This is a genomic window from Pseudomonas trivialis, from assembly GCF_001439805.1.
Classification (GTDB): Bacteria; Pseudomonadota; Gammaproteobacteria; order Pseudomonadales; family Pseudomonadaceae; genus Aquipseudomonas; species Aquipseudomonas trivialis.
In genome coordinates this window covers 1-15,664 of sequence record NZ_JYLK01000005.1, presented here as the reverse complement: position 1 = coordinate 15,664, position 15,664 = coordinate 1, and the positions used below count along the sequence as shown (strand labels likewise).

General features: G+C 62.0%; 13 protein-coding genes. 3 read left to right on the top strand and 10 right to left on the bottom strand.

Features of this window, described 5'->3' with window-relative positions:
* The first annotated feature begins 51 nt into the window (after positions 1-51).
* On the top strand, positions 52-5,058 hold the full coding sequence (locus TU79_RS08960) for a dermonecrotic toxin domain-containing protein (RefSeq protein ID WP_057007662.1): 5,007 nt from the start codon (positions 52-54) through the stop codon (positions 5,056-5,058).
* 57 nt (positions 5,059-5,115) lie between these two features.
* Here the strand turns inward: TU79_RS08960 and TU79_RS08955 are convergent, their stop codons facing one another.
* From TU79_RS08955 to TU79_RS08910, 10 genes are all read right to left on the bottom strand, one after another.
* Positions 5,116-5,856 carry a hypothetical protein gene (locus TU79_RS08955; protein ID WP_057007661.1) on the bottom strand — a complete coding sequence of 247 codons (741 nt, stop codon included), beginning with the start codon at positions 5,854-5,856 and terminating at the stop codon, positions 5,116-5,118.
* A 68-nt stretch (positions 5,857-5,924) separates the two neighbouring features.
* Positions 5,925-6,881: a fimbrial protein gene (locus TU79_RS08950; RefSeq protein ID WP_414896179.1), complete on the bottom strand. Its 957-nt coding sequence runs from the start codon at positions 6,879-6,881 to the stop codon at positions 5,925-5,927.
* A 280-nt stretch (positions 6,882-7,161) separates the two neighbouring features.
* On the bottom strand, positions 7,162-7,698 hold the full coding sequence (locus TU79_RS08945) for a fimbrial protein (protein ID WP_057007659.1): 537 nt from the start codon (positions 7,696-7,698) through the stop codon (positions 7,162-7,164).
* 11 nt (positions 7,699-7,709) lie between these two features.
* On the bottom strand, positions 7,710-8,189 hold the full coding sequence (locus tag TU79_RS08940) for a fimbrial protein (RefSeq protein WP_057007658.1): 480 nt from the start codon (positions 8,187-8,189) through the stop codon (positions 7,710-7,712).
* A gap of 23 nt (positions 8,190-8,212) precedes the next feature.
* Complete coding sequence (locus tag TU79_RS08935; protein ID WP_057007657.1) at positions 8,213-8,707, bottom strand: fimbrial protein; 495 nt, start codon at positions 8,705-8,707, stop codon at positions 8,213-8,215.
* 10 nt (positions 8,708-8,717) lie between these two features.
* A complete protein-coding gene (locus TU79_RS08930; protein ID WP_057007656.1) occupies positions 8,718-9,290 on the bottom strand; it encodes a fimbrial protein in 573 nt (190 codons plus the stop codon).
* A 21-nt stretch (positions 9,291-9,311) separates the two neighbouring features.
* A complete protein-coding gene (locus TU79_RS08925; RefSeq protein ID WP_057007655.1) occupies positions 9,312-10,067 on the bottom strand; it encodes a fimbria/pilus periplasmic chaperone in 756 nt (251 codons plus the stop codon).
* Complete coding sequence (locus tag TU79_RS08920; RefSeq protein WP_156418192.1) at positions 10,064-12,679, bottom strand: outer membrane usher protein; 2,616 nt, start codon at positions 12,677-12,679, stop codon at positions 10,064-10,066. Before TU79_RS08920 ends, TU79_RS08925 begins: the two co-directional genes overlap by 4 nt.
* 19 nt (positions 12,680-12,698) lie before the next feature.
* Entirely contained in the window at positions 12,699-13,250 is a 552-nt protein-coding gene (locus TU79_RS08915; RefSeq protein WP_057007653.1) for a fimbrial protein, read from the bottom strand.
* Between the two features lie 54 nt (positions 13,251-13,304).
* The gene (locus tag TU79_RS08910) at positions 13,305-13,823 is read right to left on the bottom strand and encodes a fimbrial protein (RefSeq protein ID WP_003231503.1); all 519 of its coding nucleotides are present in this window, start codon (positions 13,821-13,823) and stop codon (positions 13,305-13,307) included.
* Positions 13,824-14,304: 481 nt separating this feature from the next.
* Between TU79_RS08910 and TU79_RS08905 the strand changes: the two genes are divergently transcribed.
* Together TU79_RS08905 and TU79_RS08900 are read left to right on the top strand one after the other, a co-directional pair.
* A complete protein-coding gene (locus TU79_RS08905; protein ID WP_057007652.1) occupies positions 14,305-14,847 on the top strand; it encodes a PadR family transcriptional regulator in 543 nt (180 codons plus the stop codon).
* Entirely contained in the window at positions 14,844-15,569 is a 726-nt protein-coding gene (locus TU79_RS08900) for a siderophore-interacting protein (protein WP_057007651.1), read from the top strand. The genes TU79_RS08905 and TU79_RS08900 overlap by 4 nt, the downstream gene beginning before the upstream one ends.
* Positions 15,570-15,664 lie beyond the last annotated feature (95 nt).

Here is a 15,664-nt window from a genome sequence, read left to right as displayed (position 1 = left end):
GTGTCGAGTGAATAGACTCAGGTGCTCAACTGGTCTATTCAGGTTCACATCATGCCTACTGATTTATCCGCAGCACCCTTTCAGGGCCGCCATGTCGAGCTGATCCAAAACGCACTGCCCGCCTGGATAAAAAACACCCATTCGGCCCGTATCCAAACCCTCCAGCGCGATGGCCTCGCAACGCCGGTGCCCTACCCCAGGGCCACGCCCGCGCAGCATCAAGCGCTCAAGACCGCCGTTGCCGAGCATTGGCAGGCCCAGACGGCGCTGGATAAACGCCTCGGCCCGCTGAATGACCTGCGCGCCTTCGCTGAGTCGTTGCTCAAGGGCGCGTTGCTGCCCCACTACGGCGAAGTGGATGTGCGCAACACCTCGCTGCGCGTCTATGTGGACGCGCCTGTGGCCTGGTGGTCGATCAACCTCAAGGGCGGTGTACAAAGCAAGACCCTGTCATTGCTGGACATGGCCCTGCATAACTTCGCCGCCGACGACCGCTTCGTCGACCATGCCTTCCTGGGCCCGGAAGACACGCGAGGCCAGCGCCAGATCCTGTCGATCCGGCATCAGCGCACGGGGCAAAAGCTGACGGTCGATGGCTTCAAGGCGATCTGCCGCACCTTGGATATCGGCGGGCGTTACGAGGCCGAACTCAAGCGTGTTCTGGGCTTTGATCAACCGGCAGTGGCCGACGTCGTGCGCAATGAGGTGATCAGCCAGCTCAAGGCTGACCTGCGCAGCAGCGCGCACCTGGGCCTGCACAGCGATCATTTGCCAGCGGACGCTCATGAGGCGTTGCTGGGGTTCATCGACAATCCGGCAGGCCTCAAGCTCGACGGTCAGACGTTGGGCTGCTACTCGCTGAGTGTGGCGGGCAGCCAACTGAGCGGAGTCCTGCTGTTCACCACGCCGCCGGAGCAGCGCCAGGCCCACGGTCGCGTGATCGCCTGGGTGCCTCAGGACCCCGAACACCCGCTCAAGCAATACGCCTCGCCCAAAGCCCTTGTCGAAGAACTGACGCGCCAGTTGCGCGGCGGGCCGATGTATCAGGCGTTTTTCAGCCAATTCGTGGCGCACACCGAACGCGGCGCCTTTTTTACGCAGTTGAAAACGCGCACCAACGTCCCGTTCAGCCTCCTGGAGATCACTCAGGATACGGCCTATCGCGCGGCCGACCCCGGCCGGGATAATCCCTGGCATTACCTGTACCGAAGCAAGCTGAACAAGATCGTGAACGATGCTCGCGAACTGGCGGTGTCCACTGCCTACGTCGACCGGCTGGCGCGCTGGGCGTGGTGGGACAACCTGGAGAAAATCCTCGCGGATGTGCTCAACGCGGCGCTGTTCGTGGTCACGCCCTTTGTGCCGGTGCTGGGCCAGATGATGCTGGTCTACAGCGTGTATCAACTTTGCGACGAGGCATTCGAAGGCCTGCTCGATTGGGCCCAGGGCCGGGGCGCGGAGGCTGCCGAACACCTGTTGGGGGTGGCGCAAAGCCTGGTGCAGTTCGCGGTGTTTGCTGGTGCCGGCATGGTCGGCGAAGTGATCCGCCCGAAACTCTCGGCGTTTGTCGAGGGCATGCATCCGGTGCCATCGACCGGGGGCAAGCTCAAGCTGTGGAACCCGGACCTCGAACCCTACGCCCACCCCGCAGACAGCTCGACAGAGGGGCTGCGCGCCTTGCAGGACCGCCACTACAGGGTGCGCCACGACGCCGAGACGAATGAGCATCGCATCGTGCACCCCACACGCCCGGACGCCTACCAGCCGCGCGTCGTGTTCAATGCCGACGGCGCCTTCGTGCATGAAGGCGAGCAGCCGCAACGCTGGGACAGCCAGACTCTGATGCGGCGCCTGGGGCCACGGGTCAAGGACTTCAGCGACCAGCAACTGGAAGATCTGCGCATCGCCAGCGGCACCGATGAAGGCACCCTGCGCAGCCTGTACCGCTACAACGAGCCGACGCCGCCGCTGTTGGCCGCCAGCCTGGAGCGTCTGGAAGCTCAGGTGTTTCCCGAGGCGGTCAGCCGCAAGGTGCGTGCCGGTGAACCCCTGCCCAACGGGCCATCGTCGGACTGGTTCCCACAACTCATCACCGAACTGCCGGGTTGGCCCCGGGACAAGGCGCTCAGCGTGTACCTGGACGGCGACCCGTCCGGCGCCGCCCTGACCTTCGGCAATGCCGAGGCCACCGAGGCCGATACGCTGACGCTCAGCCAGTCCCAGGCGTTGTCCGGCAACTTGCCGGATCGGGTGCTGGCTTACCTCGATGAAGACGCAGTCGGCACCTTGCTCGCGGGCGACATTGCGCCACAGCATCAGGTGCAAGCCTTGCGTGATCAACTCGCCGACCGGGTGCTGCGCAATGCGCCCGAGATCACCGACAAGATCTATCAAACCTGGCAACTCACCGACGACCCGAGCCTTGTTACCTTGCGCGAACCCTTCGACTACCTGGATTCCAATACTGCGCGCACCCTGCTCGCCAGCGCCACCCCGCCCGAGCGCACAGCACTCAGCCAGCAGCAATTGCCGCTGCGCCTGCGCAATCAGGCTCGCGAACTGGCGTTTGCCAACGAATCGGCGCTGGCCTACCAAGGGTTTGACCAGCCCGCACCGTTGCCACTGGCGTCCGAGCGCCTGGCGCTCAATACCCTTAAGGTCTACAGCGACGCGTTTGGCGAAATGCGGCTGGAAATTCGTGAGCATTCGGCCAGCGGCAAGGTGCTCTGTGCCGTCGGACCGCTGTCGGCCGAGACACGCATATTGGTGCGCAATGCACGGGGTTATCTCTTCGTCGATCCAGCCAACCCGCAAGCGGCCACTCGCACCTCGCTGTACCGGGCGATCCTGCAGGCGCTGCCGTCCGAGCGGCGCAATGCGCTGGGCTTTGAGCTGGGCGAAGGGCGCGCGCTCAAACAATGGATCAAGCAGCGTGTGGCCTCCCTGGCCGAGCGCCGTGTGGTCCTCGCCGAACCGCCAGTGCCCGTTATTCAGACGCGCGAAACCGCTGAATTACTGGGCGGCCCCGTGCTCAGTCGTTGCACCGGCGCCACCGCGCGAACCCGACTTGAACACGCACGGCAGACCTTGCAATTGCTGTTCCCGAGCATGACCGAGGAACGCATGAGCCTGTTCCTGGAGGAAATTCCGGAGTTTGACCTGAGCGACACGCTCAAGGCCCTTGAAGCAGAAAAACAGTTGCTGCATGTCGAGCTGCAAAACTGGAAAGACACCTTCACGCTTAACATCGATAGCCTGAGCGCGGACCTCGATATTCGTACGTCCAAGAGGCAGGTCGCCCAACTGCTCGAACGCTGCTGGGCTGATCGGTTCGCCGAGTACACCGACGGTTGGGGCCATGTGCAAAAAGGCGCCGTGCTGCGTTTCAACCACCTGCCCTTGCCGCCGAGGCTGCCAACCCTGAGTGCCAGTTTCGAACACGTCACGGTGCTGGAGGCCACCCACTGTGAGTTCAGCGATGCCCACAGTGACTTCCTCAAACATCTGCCCTCGTTGCGTGGGCTCAACCTGGCGCACAACCGTCTTACGCAGGTGCCCAAGGCGTTGCAAAACATGCGTTTCCTGCGCGACCTGAAGCTCTCGGGCAATCGCCTGACGCTAAACGGCGACGAGCTCGCACAGCTGAAAACCATGAAGCACCTCAAAAGCCTCGACTTGAGCAACAACCCGTTGCAACAGGCACCGGACATCAGCTGGATGCCCGGACTGCGCATGCTGGCGCTCTCCAACACACCGGTGGACAACTGGCCCAGTGGGCTGTTTGCGCACCCGCGCAGCGATGAGTTTTTGCTTGAGCTGCAGGGCACGCGCATCGACCACCTGCCCGTGGTCGCTGAGGGCTCGGCCCAGGCCAGGCTTGTGGCGCGCACACGTCTGGACCGGCGTACCCTCGACAATGTGTCGCGCCAACGTTACGAAACCTATCGCACTGACGCAGGCCTGGACCCTAATCGCACCTATGAGCCGCGCGGTTCCCACGCGTTCTGGCTCGAAGGCATGGAGGCGTCCAAACGCGTCGAGTCGCAAGCGTTGTGGACAGCATTGGAGCGCGAGCACGGCTCCCAGGGTTTTTTCGAAGTGATCGACGCGTTGCAGCTCGAGCGTCAATTCGAAAACGACAGTGACCAGCGTCGCTACACCGCCAATCGCCCGCTGCTCACCCAACAGGTTTGGCGCGTGCTGCTGGCAGCCCATGAGGACAGCTCGTTGCGTGAGCGACTGTTCAAGATGGCCAGCTTCCCCGGCTTGTGCCCGGATGCCGGGGCGCAGATTTTCAACGAGATGGGGGTCGAGGTGATGGTCAGCGAAATCTACCGTGACGCGCCCACCAGCGTCGAACTCGAAACCCGGCTGGTCACCCTGGCCAAAGGCAGTGCCCGCCTGAAGCACCTGACAAAGGTCGTTGGTCAGGACATCGCCTGGCGCTTGAAGCCAAAGGATCAGGGCGGCCTGGGCCAGCGATTCAGCTCGGATGTACGCGCCGGAGTGCCCGGCCAGATCGATGAAGTGGACGTTCACCTGGCGTATCAGACGTCACTGGCTGATCGCCTCGACCTGCCGTGGCTGAGTGATCACATGCTCTACCGGGTGACCGCCCATGTCAGCCCGGAACGGATCGAGCAGGCGTTTACCTCGGTGATGGCTCTGGGCGAAGGCGACGGCCTGGTCAATCAGATGCTGCTCGAACCCTGGTGGGAGCAGCACTTGCGTGATGCCTACGACAGCCAATGCAGCGACAACGAGCGCGAGTATGGCGAGCGTTTCCTGGCGCTCGATGACTTGCAGACCGAGCAGGCACAATGGGCCAGCGCCGAAACCCTGCAGGTCTCCGAACGCGAACGCCTGCGCGAGCGCCTCAAGACCCTGGCCGAAGCAGTACAGGCGCCCGAAAGCGAGGTATTGGCCGATGAGCCCATGAGCGACGAACTGTACAACCGCTTGCTCAACGACTTGGGCTACAACCAACAGGAATGGATGCGCCGCCTGACGCGCGCAGCATTGATCGCCGCCGTCGACCGTACCAATCGCGCGCAGTAGCCCCCAACTGCTGGCTGATGGCGAGTGGCCGTTTGTCATGGGCCGAGCAGCCACACGTCAGCCTTTGATCTCGATGGCGTTCTTCACAGTGCCTTCAATCAGCGTAAAGCGGTATTCGCGCCCCGGCGCCTTGTCAAACACAAAGGAGCGCCCGGCCATGATGTGGTGCTTGAGGGGGCGGCGGCAGTCGTGTGGGGTGCCGACGGCGCAGTCCATGAACTCATCGACCACCACCACGCTGTTGCCCAGGTTGCGCAGGGAGTAGCGCGCAACATCTTCCTGCACCTGGGTATCGAAGCGGGTATTGCCGGGGCGTACGAAAAACACCGTGCCGTAGCCGGCCAGCACGTGCACGCCCGACGCCAGACGGTACTCGTACGCCTGGCGCTCTTGCTCACTGAGCGCAAACTCATCTTCAGTCTGCGGCATGACCGGCACAAATCGCACGCGAAAGTAACGCTCTCTGTCACGATTACCCCTGAACTGCAAGCGCGTGCTGCGGGTGCCATTGGCCGGCACGATCAGCCGCGCCGGGCTTGCCACCACGCCGTCCGGGGCGGTGCCATCAGGGCTTTTTTTCAAGGGGATTTCGCGGTAACCACCCTCGACGTCATACACCATTTCAAGGATGTCGACCTTGACGAAAGCTGTGGAGGCGCCCTCATTGAACACCTGTTTGATGTAGCTGCTTTGGCCGGCATCCAGGTAATCGTAGACCCCTCCCACATGGATCTGCGGGCTGGCATGGGCCAAAGGGGCCAACAACAGGGCGCCGCCGAGCATCCAGAGAAATGTCATCGATGCAAACCCTTAAGGTGGAAGGGGAGAGAGCACCTGCTCCCTCCCCACGGACCTGCGTTGTTATATCAAGGCACGCCCATGACCAGCACACCACTGCCGCTGGTGGCGCCGGCGGTCGGCACGGAACCATTGCGCCGCACCAGGGCGAAGGTCACATCGTCACCACCGCCGCTGTTGGTGATACGGGTCAGGAACGAGCCGTTCACCGGCACTGCACTGCCAGCACGGACCATGGCGGTGCCCACGTTCGGGTTGCTCATCATCAACAGGCGCGAATCGAACGAAGAGGAAGTGCCCTTGTAGGTAATGGTGATGGGCGAGTTCACTCCGCCGTCCGGGCAGGCGTAGGTGAGCCTGCGGTTGCTGACAACGGTGGTGGACAGCGGATCGGTCCCGATGGCGCGCTGCGGGACGTTGCCGAAGTTGATCTCGATCGGGGCGTTGTTGTTGATGGTGCAGGTGGACGGCGAGATGTCGAAGTTGTTGGCCGCGGTGTAGAGGACGCTCAATTGCGGCTGACTGGAATCCCAATTGTTCGAACTGGTGAGGCGCAACATGCCGAGGTTATCACCGACGCGCACGTTGATCGGGTTGGCCGGAAAGTTACGCACCAGAATATAAGGGCTGACGTTGATCGGGTACGTTTGTTTGTCATTGGGCAGGGTCGCGATGAGGATGCCCGATGGGACCGGGGAGTTATAGAACCCGCCATTGATACGCAGCCCCGTGCCATGGCCGGTGAACTTGGGACCGGGGGTCCACGGCGCGCCCGATGAATTGCCCGTCCGCCAATAATCCTGGCCCCAGGCGGGACCCTGTCCAGGGGAGTATCGGCATTCCAGCCGTGCGCCTTCGAGCATGATGCGCGTGCGGTCGGCGCTGAGGGTGACCGCCACCGGAACCTGCATGTTCGGGTTACCCGTAAACCAGGCGCCGCCATTGATCCGACAATCGACGGCCTGCGCGGTCGTGCTGGCGCCCACCAGGAGCAGAAGCACGAGGACGCTTTTAAGTTTTTTCATTTTCATTTCTCGTTGCTTACTCAACCCGGTACGGGCAGCGCAAACATTTCGCTTGCTGAGCCTGCCAGGAAGAGATGGGGTTATGAGTTCAAGTGTTTCAGGGCACGCCCATCACCAGCACACCACGGCCGCTGATGGCGCCCATCAGCGTCAGTGGCATCGAGGCTGAATACACTGGGTTCATGTTCATCTCGCATTGCTCCTCTACCAGACGCCTTCAGCAAACAGTCATTGCATGCCGTGTCGAGCGTGTCTGAAAGGTATTTGACGTTTACCCGCGCTAGGGATAATCAAGGGTGAACGTGGACGTCACGGTGTACGCACCGTGCCCGATGGTCTGGTCGCTGATGGCCTTGGGTTCGCCCTGCACGTAAGCCTTGAGTTCAATCACATTGGCGCCATTGGTCAGCACCTGTTCATCGCTGGTGGCATTGAGCGGCAATGGCTTGCTGCTCGGCGTCTCCAGGCCGACGCCGATACCCGACGCTCCGCTGCCGCTGTCCAGCGCGAGCAATCCGGGCAGCTCGCGGTTTTCCCGGCCGCCGAAGGTGATGGTGACCGTGTTGCCAACGCTGGTGTCACAGTCCTCCAGATGCAGCCTGAAGCCCTTCCCCACCGAACGCGTGTTGAGGTAGAGGTACTTGCTGGTCAAGTCCCACAGTTCCAGGGTGATCGCCTCGTCGCCGGGGCGGATCGTGCAGGCCTCTTCCACCAGGTTGCCCTTGAAACTCAGGTTGTCTGCCGCCTGCGCCGCGGGCAACAGGCCGCACGCGAGCAGCAGCGCCAGCCCAGCCTTTTCAAGCATTTGATGTCGCATAGACTCCACTCCTACTCATACTCGGCCAGCAGCGTGGCGACCGCCGTAAACCTGGCGGGCGCCAGAATTGCACCTGGCTGCTGGACCGGCACCACTTCCAGTCTCGGCGGTGACGACAAGGTGATGTCCATCGGCGCATTCAGCGCAAATGGCTGGTTGTTCTGGAACACGCGGATACCCAACGCTGGCACACTGGTTTGCACCGCCGCGCCATCGAACCCGGTGGGCGTGCCCTTGACGCTCAAGCGCAGTTCCCAGGGCAGCGTGTCGGTGCCACAACTGATGGTGTAGCCAAGCCCTCGGCGGTATTTCACGCCATCGATGCGTTTGATGCCGACGTCGCCGAAATCGACTTCGATGGTGTTGCCCGCATCGATGGTGCAGGGCGGCGGTTCGTTGAGCGTTCCGCTGAACGTCAGGTTGGCCCAGGCGCCATTGCTCAGGCCGATAGTGCACAGGGCGAGCAAGGCTCGCGGCGGCCAACCGGTCATTGATCGTTTCTCTTTTTGCGTACTCATTGGTAATCCACCACCAGTGTGGCGGCGGCATCAAATGCGCCGCCGGTGAGCCGGCTGCCCGCGCGCTTGACCGGCACTGCCTGCACCTGCGGGAAATTGGGATGGGTGAAATTCACCCGTGTATTCAACGGCCAGTCGCCGCCATTGACGAACAGCTTGACGCCAAGGTCCGGCTTGCGGGTGGCGAGCACGCGGCCGTCGAAGGCTGCCCCGGTGCCCTTGAGTTCCAGGGTCAACGCGTTGCTGAAGGGTGAGCTGCAGGTGACCGTGTACGGCACGTTGCGACGGTAATTGACGCCGTCCACCCGAGAGGTTTGCAAATTATTGCCGAACGGCACATCCAGGGTGCCGCCGCCGTTGATCACACACGGCGGCGGCGCGATGATCACCGCGCGGATGATCAGGTTGGTGTCGGCTTGCAGGCTTTGGCTGACCGCCAACAACAAGCTGCCGCCAACAAGAAAGGCCCACGAGCCGGTTAACTTAGCCATTGTTCTGCCCTTACTCATAATTGAGCCTGAAATCCACCACGGCCTTGAAGGCACCGCTGCTCAACGGCGCGGCGGTGCGCGTTGGCCGAACCTGCCAGGTGCGCGTGCTGTTACCCATCGGCAGCAACAGGGGTTCGCCCCGTTGTCCCAATTGCACATCGCGGCCCTGCGCATCGGTCAATTGCAGGCCCATTCCGCTGATGCCCTGCACCTTGACCAGGCGTGGATCATCGGCATCGGCGGGCGCAACAAACGCCACCGACACCACCGGTTGAAAAGCACTCCAGGTCAGGTTGCCGGTTCGTTCACTGCGGATGCTGCCTTCGCTGCGCTGGCAATCCAGGAAACGCAGTTGAAAGGCCTTGGCGGGCGCTTGATCGCCGGGCCGCTGCAACTGGCTGGTCGACACCGCGCCCAGGTCGACCGTCTGGTGGATCGAGCTCATCTCCAGGCTGCAAGGGGCCTCGTGCATCGCCCCGAGAATGTTCAACATCCCGTGCATGCCTTCGACATCCTCGGCCTGCGCGCCCCCCGCAAAGGCCAGTAACAGCCCGCCCAGCACGTTGATACGTTGCGACTTCATGACGTTCTCCAGCAGCAGGCATTACTGAGTGGGCGTTGACGCTTGCACGTCGACCGTGCAGGTGTTGCCAGTGCAGGTGAAGGCCAGCACGGGACGCCCGCCGTAGTCATTCACGTAGGCCAGGTAGGGCGCCTTGCCCAGCGCCTGGGCGGTAGGGCCCAGGGTCAGCGCACCCTTGGGCGGCACCATCAGCGGCTCGAAGCCGGGCACGGTCTTGCCGCCCTTGGTGCTGCGAGCATCCACCAGGGTCACGTAGTACGGTGTCGGGTTGTTGACCTTGTAATGCTCACCTTCGCGGGTCAGGGTCAGCTTCTGCTGCCAGGGGTTGGACAAGTCCTGCTGGCTGGGCGTGATCGCTTGCGGCCGGTAAAACAGCTTGATCCGCGTCTGCAAGGCGATTTGCAGGGTGTTGGCCTTCTCGCTGCGTGGCGGAATCTCGCGCAGGTTGAAGTAGTAGACCGTCTCGCGATCCTGCGGCAGCGATTTGGCCGCCGGCAGCGCCTGCACTTTCACCTGACTCTGTTTGCCCGGTTCCAGCCGTTGTACCGGAGGCAGCACGATCAGCGGCGAGGTGATCTTGTTACCGCTTTCATCTTCGATCCAGCCCTGGGCCAGGTACGGCAGCTGGGTATTGTTATTGGTGATATTGACGCTGGTGGCCTCCTTGCCGCCGTCGAAAATCACGCGGGTGCGGTCCAGGCCAACGGCGGCGTAGGTGCTGTCACTCAGGGCCAGTAACGCCAGGACCAGCAGGGTGAAACGGGTAGTGAGCATCATGTGGCGGAGTTCTCCGTGTCGAGGTGCTTCCCGGGCAGCGCGGCTGGCTCGGGTGAGGATTGTTCAGCGGCTACCGGGCGGCAGCCGAGTTGCAGGGCATCGGTCAAGCCGTCGGCGGGCAGCACGGCAGGCAGCGTGAGGATGCAGCGCTCGCGTCCGCCCCAACTGACGATCATCAGCTCGCCGGCCTGGATGCCGCTGAGGTAGACGTTGCCGTCGTCATTGACGATGCCGGTGTCCTGTTGCCTGACGTTTTTCACCGTGGCGCCGAACGGCGGTGCAGTGCCATCCCCCAGCCGCAGCACGGCCATGGCCTTGGCACCGGCAATGACGTCCAGTGATCGGTAGCCGATGGCGCCTTCGGTGAGCGTCAGTTGAGTGACCGATTGCGTGGCTTCGACGTTGCTCGGCAAGCGTTCGAGGTCGACACTCGCCGCCGTGCGCTGGTAGCTGCTGATATCGGAAATCACCGCCTTGCCGAACGCATTGCTGCGTGTCGGCGAGCCGTAGCCGCGCACCGGTACATCGGGCACACCTCCGGTGTCGACCATCAACCGCGTGCCGCCGGTGCTGCCGGTACGGTGCAGCGCCGCGCCCTGGGCCGTGAGCGTGCCACCGCCGCGAGCCGACACGCTGAGGGTGCGGTAATCGCCTTCCTGCGTGCTGGCACTGAGGTCGATGTCGGCCTGATCGCCCATGTGGCTCAAGTACGCACTGGCCGAACGATTGCTGGCACTGAGCTGGTAGCTGTTGCGCTCGTCGATGCGATCGCTGTAGCGCGACGAAAAAGTGTTGTTGCCGCCGCCCCGGTTGGCATCCAGCGCCAAGGTGCCGGTGCGCCCAAGTGGCAGGCTCACCGTGAGCGCCATGCCGTTGTCCTGGTGCTGGTATTCCTGGCTGCGATACAGGTTCAGCGACAGGCTCATGTTCTTGACGCTACCCACGTTGAAGTAGCGCGACAGCGACAGGTTCCAGCGCTGGGTGTCCGGCCGGCTCCAGTAGGTCTGCTTGTTGTAGCTGGCATAGACCGTGGCGCCAAGATCACGAAACTGCTTGTTGACCGTGACCGTGTACAGCGCCTTGCTGCCGCCGATCGGCTTCCAGCTCTCGACGTATTCGCCGTGCTCGTTGAGCATGCCGCGTCCGCCCGCGCGCTCGCCGTTCAACCCGTAATGGCGGGCGTCCAGGTACTCGCTCATGCTCAGGAAGTTCTTCTCGGAGAAGCGGTAACCGGCGAACGTCACCTGGCTGTCGTACTCCTCGAAGTTCTTGGAATATTGCAGGCGGTAGGATTTGCCCGTCAGCGTATCGCCCCAAAGCTGGGCGTGGGACTGGGTGACGTCCACCGACACGGCGCCGAACGCCAACAGATCGCGACCCGCACCGACGGACAGCGCGCGATAGTTGTTGTCCGTCATGCCGCCGCCAAACAGCGACCAGCCGTTGCTGACCCCCCAGGAGAATTCGCCGGTGCCGAACACATTGCCCTCAGCGCCGTAATGCAGGTTGGATGGGCGCCCGGCCGCCAGCTTGTACCGCACCTGCCCGGGTCGCGTCAGGTAAGGCACGCCGGCGGTATCGACCTTGAAGCTGTGCACGGAACCGTCCTGCTCTTCAACCCGCACATCCAGCGAGCCCGTCACCGCATCGTGAAGATCCTGGATACGAAACGGACCGGCGGCCACCAGGGTTTCATAGAGCACGCGGCCCTTCTGGCTGATGATGACCTTGGCATTGGTCTTGGCCACGCCAACCACTTCGGGGGCGTAACCGCGAAGGTTCGGCGGCAACTGGCTCTGATCGGAATTGAGCGATGCACCGGTGAAGCGGAAGCTGTCGAACAGGTCCGAATACAGGTAATCCTCGCCCACCACCAGGCGTGCCTTCAGCGCAGGGATGGCGCGGTACGCGTAGAAACGACTCCATTCCAGCTTCTGATTGCCATACGCGCCTTCGTTGGCGCGCTCGACCCGTCCCTGCCAATCGGCGCGCACGCGCCAGGCCCCCGCATTGGCGCCGACGGTGCCGTTGCCACTCAGGTTGTTGCGGGTGCCGTTGTTTCTTTGGTAATTGGACTGCGCCGTCAGGTTGTAGTCCACCAGCAGCCCTGCAACGCCTTCATCCCAACGCGCGGGCGGATCCCAGTTGATGGCGCTGTACTCAAGGTAGGCGTGCGGCAAGCTGATGCTCAGCGTGGAGGTGGCCAGGTCGCCACTGACTTCCATGCCGGGCAGGCTTTGCGGATTCAGGCACTCGCCGTCTTTCCACCAGGTGAACTTGGCGACTGCGGCCGCTTTCAGGCCCAACTGCTCGACAAGGCTTGCGGACAAACAGGCCTGGCTCCCCTTCGGATCATCATCCGGCGCATAAAACGCCACCGATTGCTCAGGAACAGCCTGGCCATTCAACTGCACGACCATTGAGTAGGTGCCCGGCAGGATAAACCCGCTGCGCGCAAACCGAGACAAGTCGATATTGGTGCGATCACTCAGATCAAGAACGTCGGTATTGAACTCGATGTCCCCAGCGCCAAACGCTGTTCCTGCCAGTGTCATCAACCCGCCAAGGAAACTGGGGCGAAACGTATTTCTGACCTTCGACGTATTCCACATGCAAGCAATCCATCAATCTTCAAAAGTATTCCAACTTGAACCGCACAGCGGCACGATGAGGCCCGACAACGATCGGGCGTCCGTTACCCACCAGACGAAGTGTGAAGTGCAGGGTCATGTCGCCCTCAGCCAAGGGTTTACGCGGCAACGGCTCACCTGGAACGCTGCCGTGACCGTCCGCATCGGTGATATTCAGCGCAACGCCCTGGGATTCGCCAAACAACGCAAAGGCGCGCCCGTCCATGTCGCTGGCACCGTCGAACATCACGCGCAGGTGCTCCCAATCCGGCAGGCTCCCGCCAGGGCGGAACGGATCGGGACGACTCAACGAACAATTGACCAGGCGCAGCTCGAAGGGATGAGGTTCCCCCTGCGTATTGCGCAACAGTCGGCCAACCGGTTCGGGCGGCATCTCAATGGTTTGATCACGACTGGTCAGTTCCAGCCCGCAGGCCGAGTCCATCACCTGCCCTCCCAATGTGACGATCCCTTCGCCCTGGGATGACGCGACGCCAAGGCTGGTAAAGCTCATCAGGGAACAGGCGACAGCGAGACTTATGAATGTTTTCACCGTTATCTCCCGCCAGGTTTCCCCCACCGCACCCGGTGCGGCGGGGGAACAGACTTACTGGTAAGCCAGGGTGAAGTTGGTGACCGCGCTGAAATCACCCGGAATGATCGGGTCGGTGGCGGCGCCTTTTACGTAGGCACCGAATTCGAGCGTGTTGTCACCGGTACTGATGATCTGCGGGGCGGTAGGCTTGCCCAGCTCAACCAGGCTGCCGCCGTGGCTCATCATGATGCCCACGCCGCCGGCACTGCCGACGGTACCGATTGCACCCGGCACGACAGTCGACGGCGCTGCGGTGAAGGTGGTGGTCACGGTGTTGTCGGTGAGGCCGGACAAATCGCAGCCTTCGAGTTTGATCAGGACCGGTCGAGGGTTGGATTGGCCGCCCGACTGCAACTGATGCTTGGCGATGGCGCCCAGCGGAACGGTTTGATCGACGGACTCGGGCTTGATGGAGCAAGCGCCCGAATGCACCGAACCGGTGAACGTCACTGTTCCATCCGCCGCCTGAACAGACGCCGAACCTGCCAACACAGCGATAGCCAACAGCGCGGTTTTCATTTTGGTTTTCATATTGCCTATATCCATCTAATAAAAATGCCAGTAAGAGAGCCCGGTCCGTCGCCCGTAGAACATCTCTATGGGCGACAGAACCAGTGACACGGAAACGCTTCCGTGTTTTTCCAACAAGTTGCATTGACAACAGGGCGCTCGATCAGCGCCGGAGAAGTATCCCGAGTTACCTGTGGGAAGTAAGCAGGGTCTTTCGCTTACTCAAGTAGCCGAACATCAATACAACTTATGGGAAAAAACTGGCACTTTGCCAAAACTTTTAATTTGACTGTAAGAAATGGACTACTTTAAGTTATCGAGAACTATTAACACTCAATAGCGCCTGTAAGAACAGTATTACAAGTTGCACTAAGATGAACTAAACAACGCGTATCCAGATATGAACGCGGCCTGCAGGGCACCGTGACCGTCCGTCAGCACAGCTTGCCTCCATTTCAAGATATATCTTAAGTTGTATCTAACCATGACGGAGAGCAGGCACATGAAAGAGCACCATCATCCCCACCACGACAGCCGCGACGGCTTTGACAGACGCCCGGGCCGCGAACGCGGCGGTCGAGGCCCACGCGTGTTTGCACCGGGTGACCTGAAATTGCTGTTGCCTGCGCTGATCGCCGAGCAGCCGTGCCACGGCTACGACCTGATCCGCCGCATCGAGAGCCTGTTCGACGGCGCCTACAGCCCCAGCCCCGGCGTGATCTACCCGACCCTGACCTTTCTCGAAGAAAGCGATCTGATCAGCGGCGACGCCGACGGCGGAAAAAAACGCTACATAATCACCGACGCCGGTCGTCTCTTTCTGAGTGAGCAAGCGGTAGCCCTGGACGGCGTGCGCATGCGCATCGACGTGAGCAAGCGCTCGCTGCGGGGCCAGGACCGCCCGCCGCAGATCCATGAGGCGGTGCACAACGTGCGCCATGCCCTGCATTCACACCATGGGCGCTGGAGCCCGGAAGAAATCGAACGTGTCGCGGCGCTGCTCAATCGCACCGCGCAAGCCATTGCAGACGGGAAGGACCAATGAATAACCAAGCCATTCATCGCGTGACCCATGAAATCAAACGTCGTCGCCTCGAAGTGCTGCGCGTGGTCGACATCACCCCGCGCATGCGCCGCATCACCCTCGGCGGGCCTGAACTGGCGGGCTTCGTGAGCCTGGGCAGCGACGACCACATCAAGCTGCTGTTCCCGCAGAACGCCGCCGAACAGGCCGCGCTGGAAAGCCCGACGTTCAGCATCAAGGGCGACGGCCCGCAACCAGCCATGCGCGACTACACGCCTCGGCGCTTTGACCTGGACATGGGTGAGTTGGATATCGACTTCGTGCTGCACGGAGACGGCCCCGCGTCCACCTGGGCCGAACAGGTCAAGGTCGGCCAGCACCTGCACATCGGCGGGCCACGGGGTTCGATGATCGTGCCGGATATCTTCGACAGCTACCTGCTGATCGGTGACGAAACCGCGCTGCCGGCCATTGGCCGACGCCTTGAAGAACTGCCGGCCGGACGCAATGTGCTGGCGGTGATTGAAATCGACAACGAAGCGGAGCAACAGGCCCTGCAGAGTGCGGCGGACGTGCAGGTAATCTGGGTGGTGCGTGGTCGGGATGACTTACTGGAGACGGTACAAAAACTGACGCTGCCAGGCGGCTCGCTGTATTGCTTCGTCGCCACCGAATCCAGGCTGTCGCGCCAGCTGCGTCGCGTGCTGCTGGGGGACTGTCATAAATTTTGTGTTCGGGCATAACATGTTGATAGAGGTGCATGTATGCCGACCAAAAAGAAACCGGGCCGTGAGGCCCCGCGAGACCTTCCATCCATTCCCCAAGAGCTGATCGACCA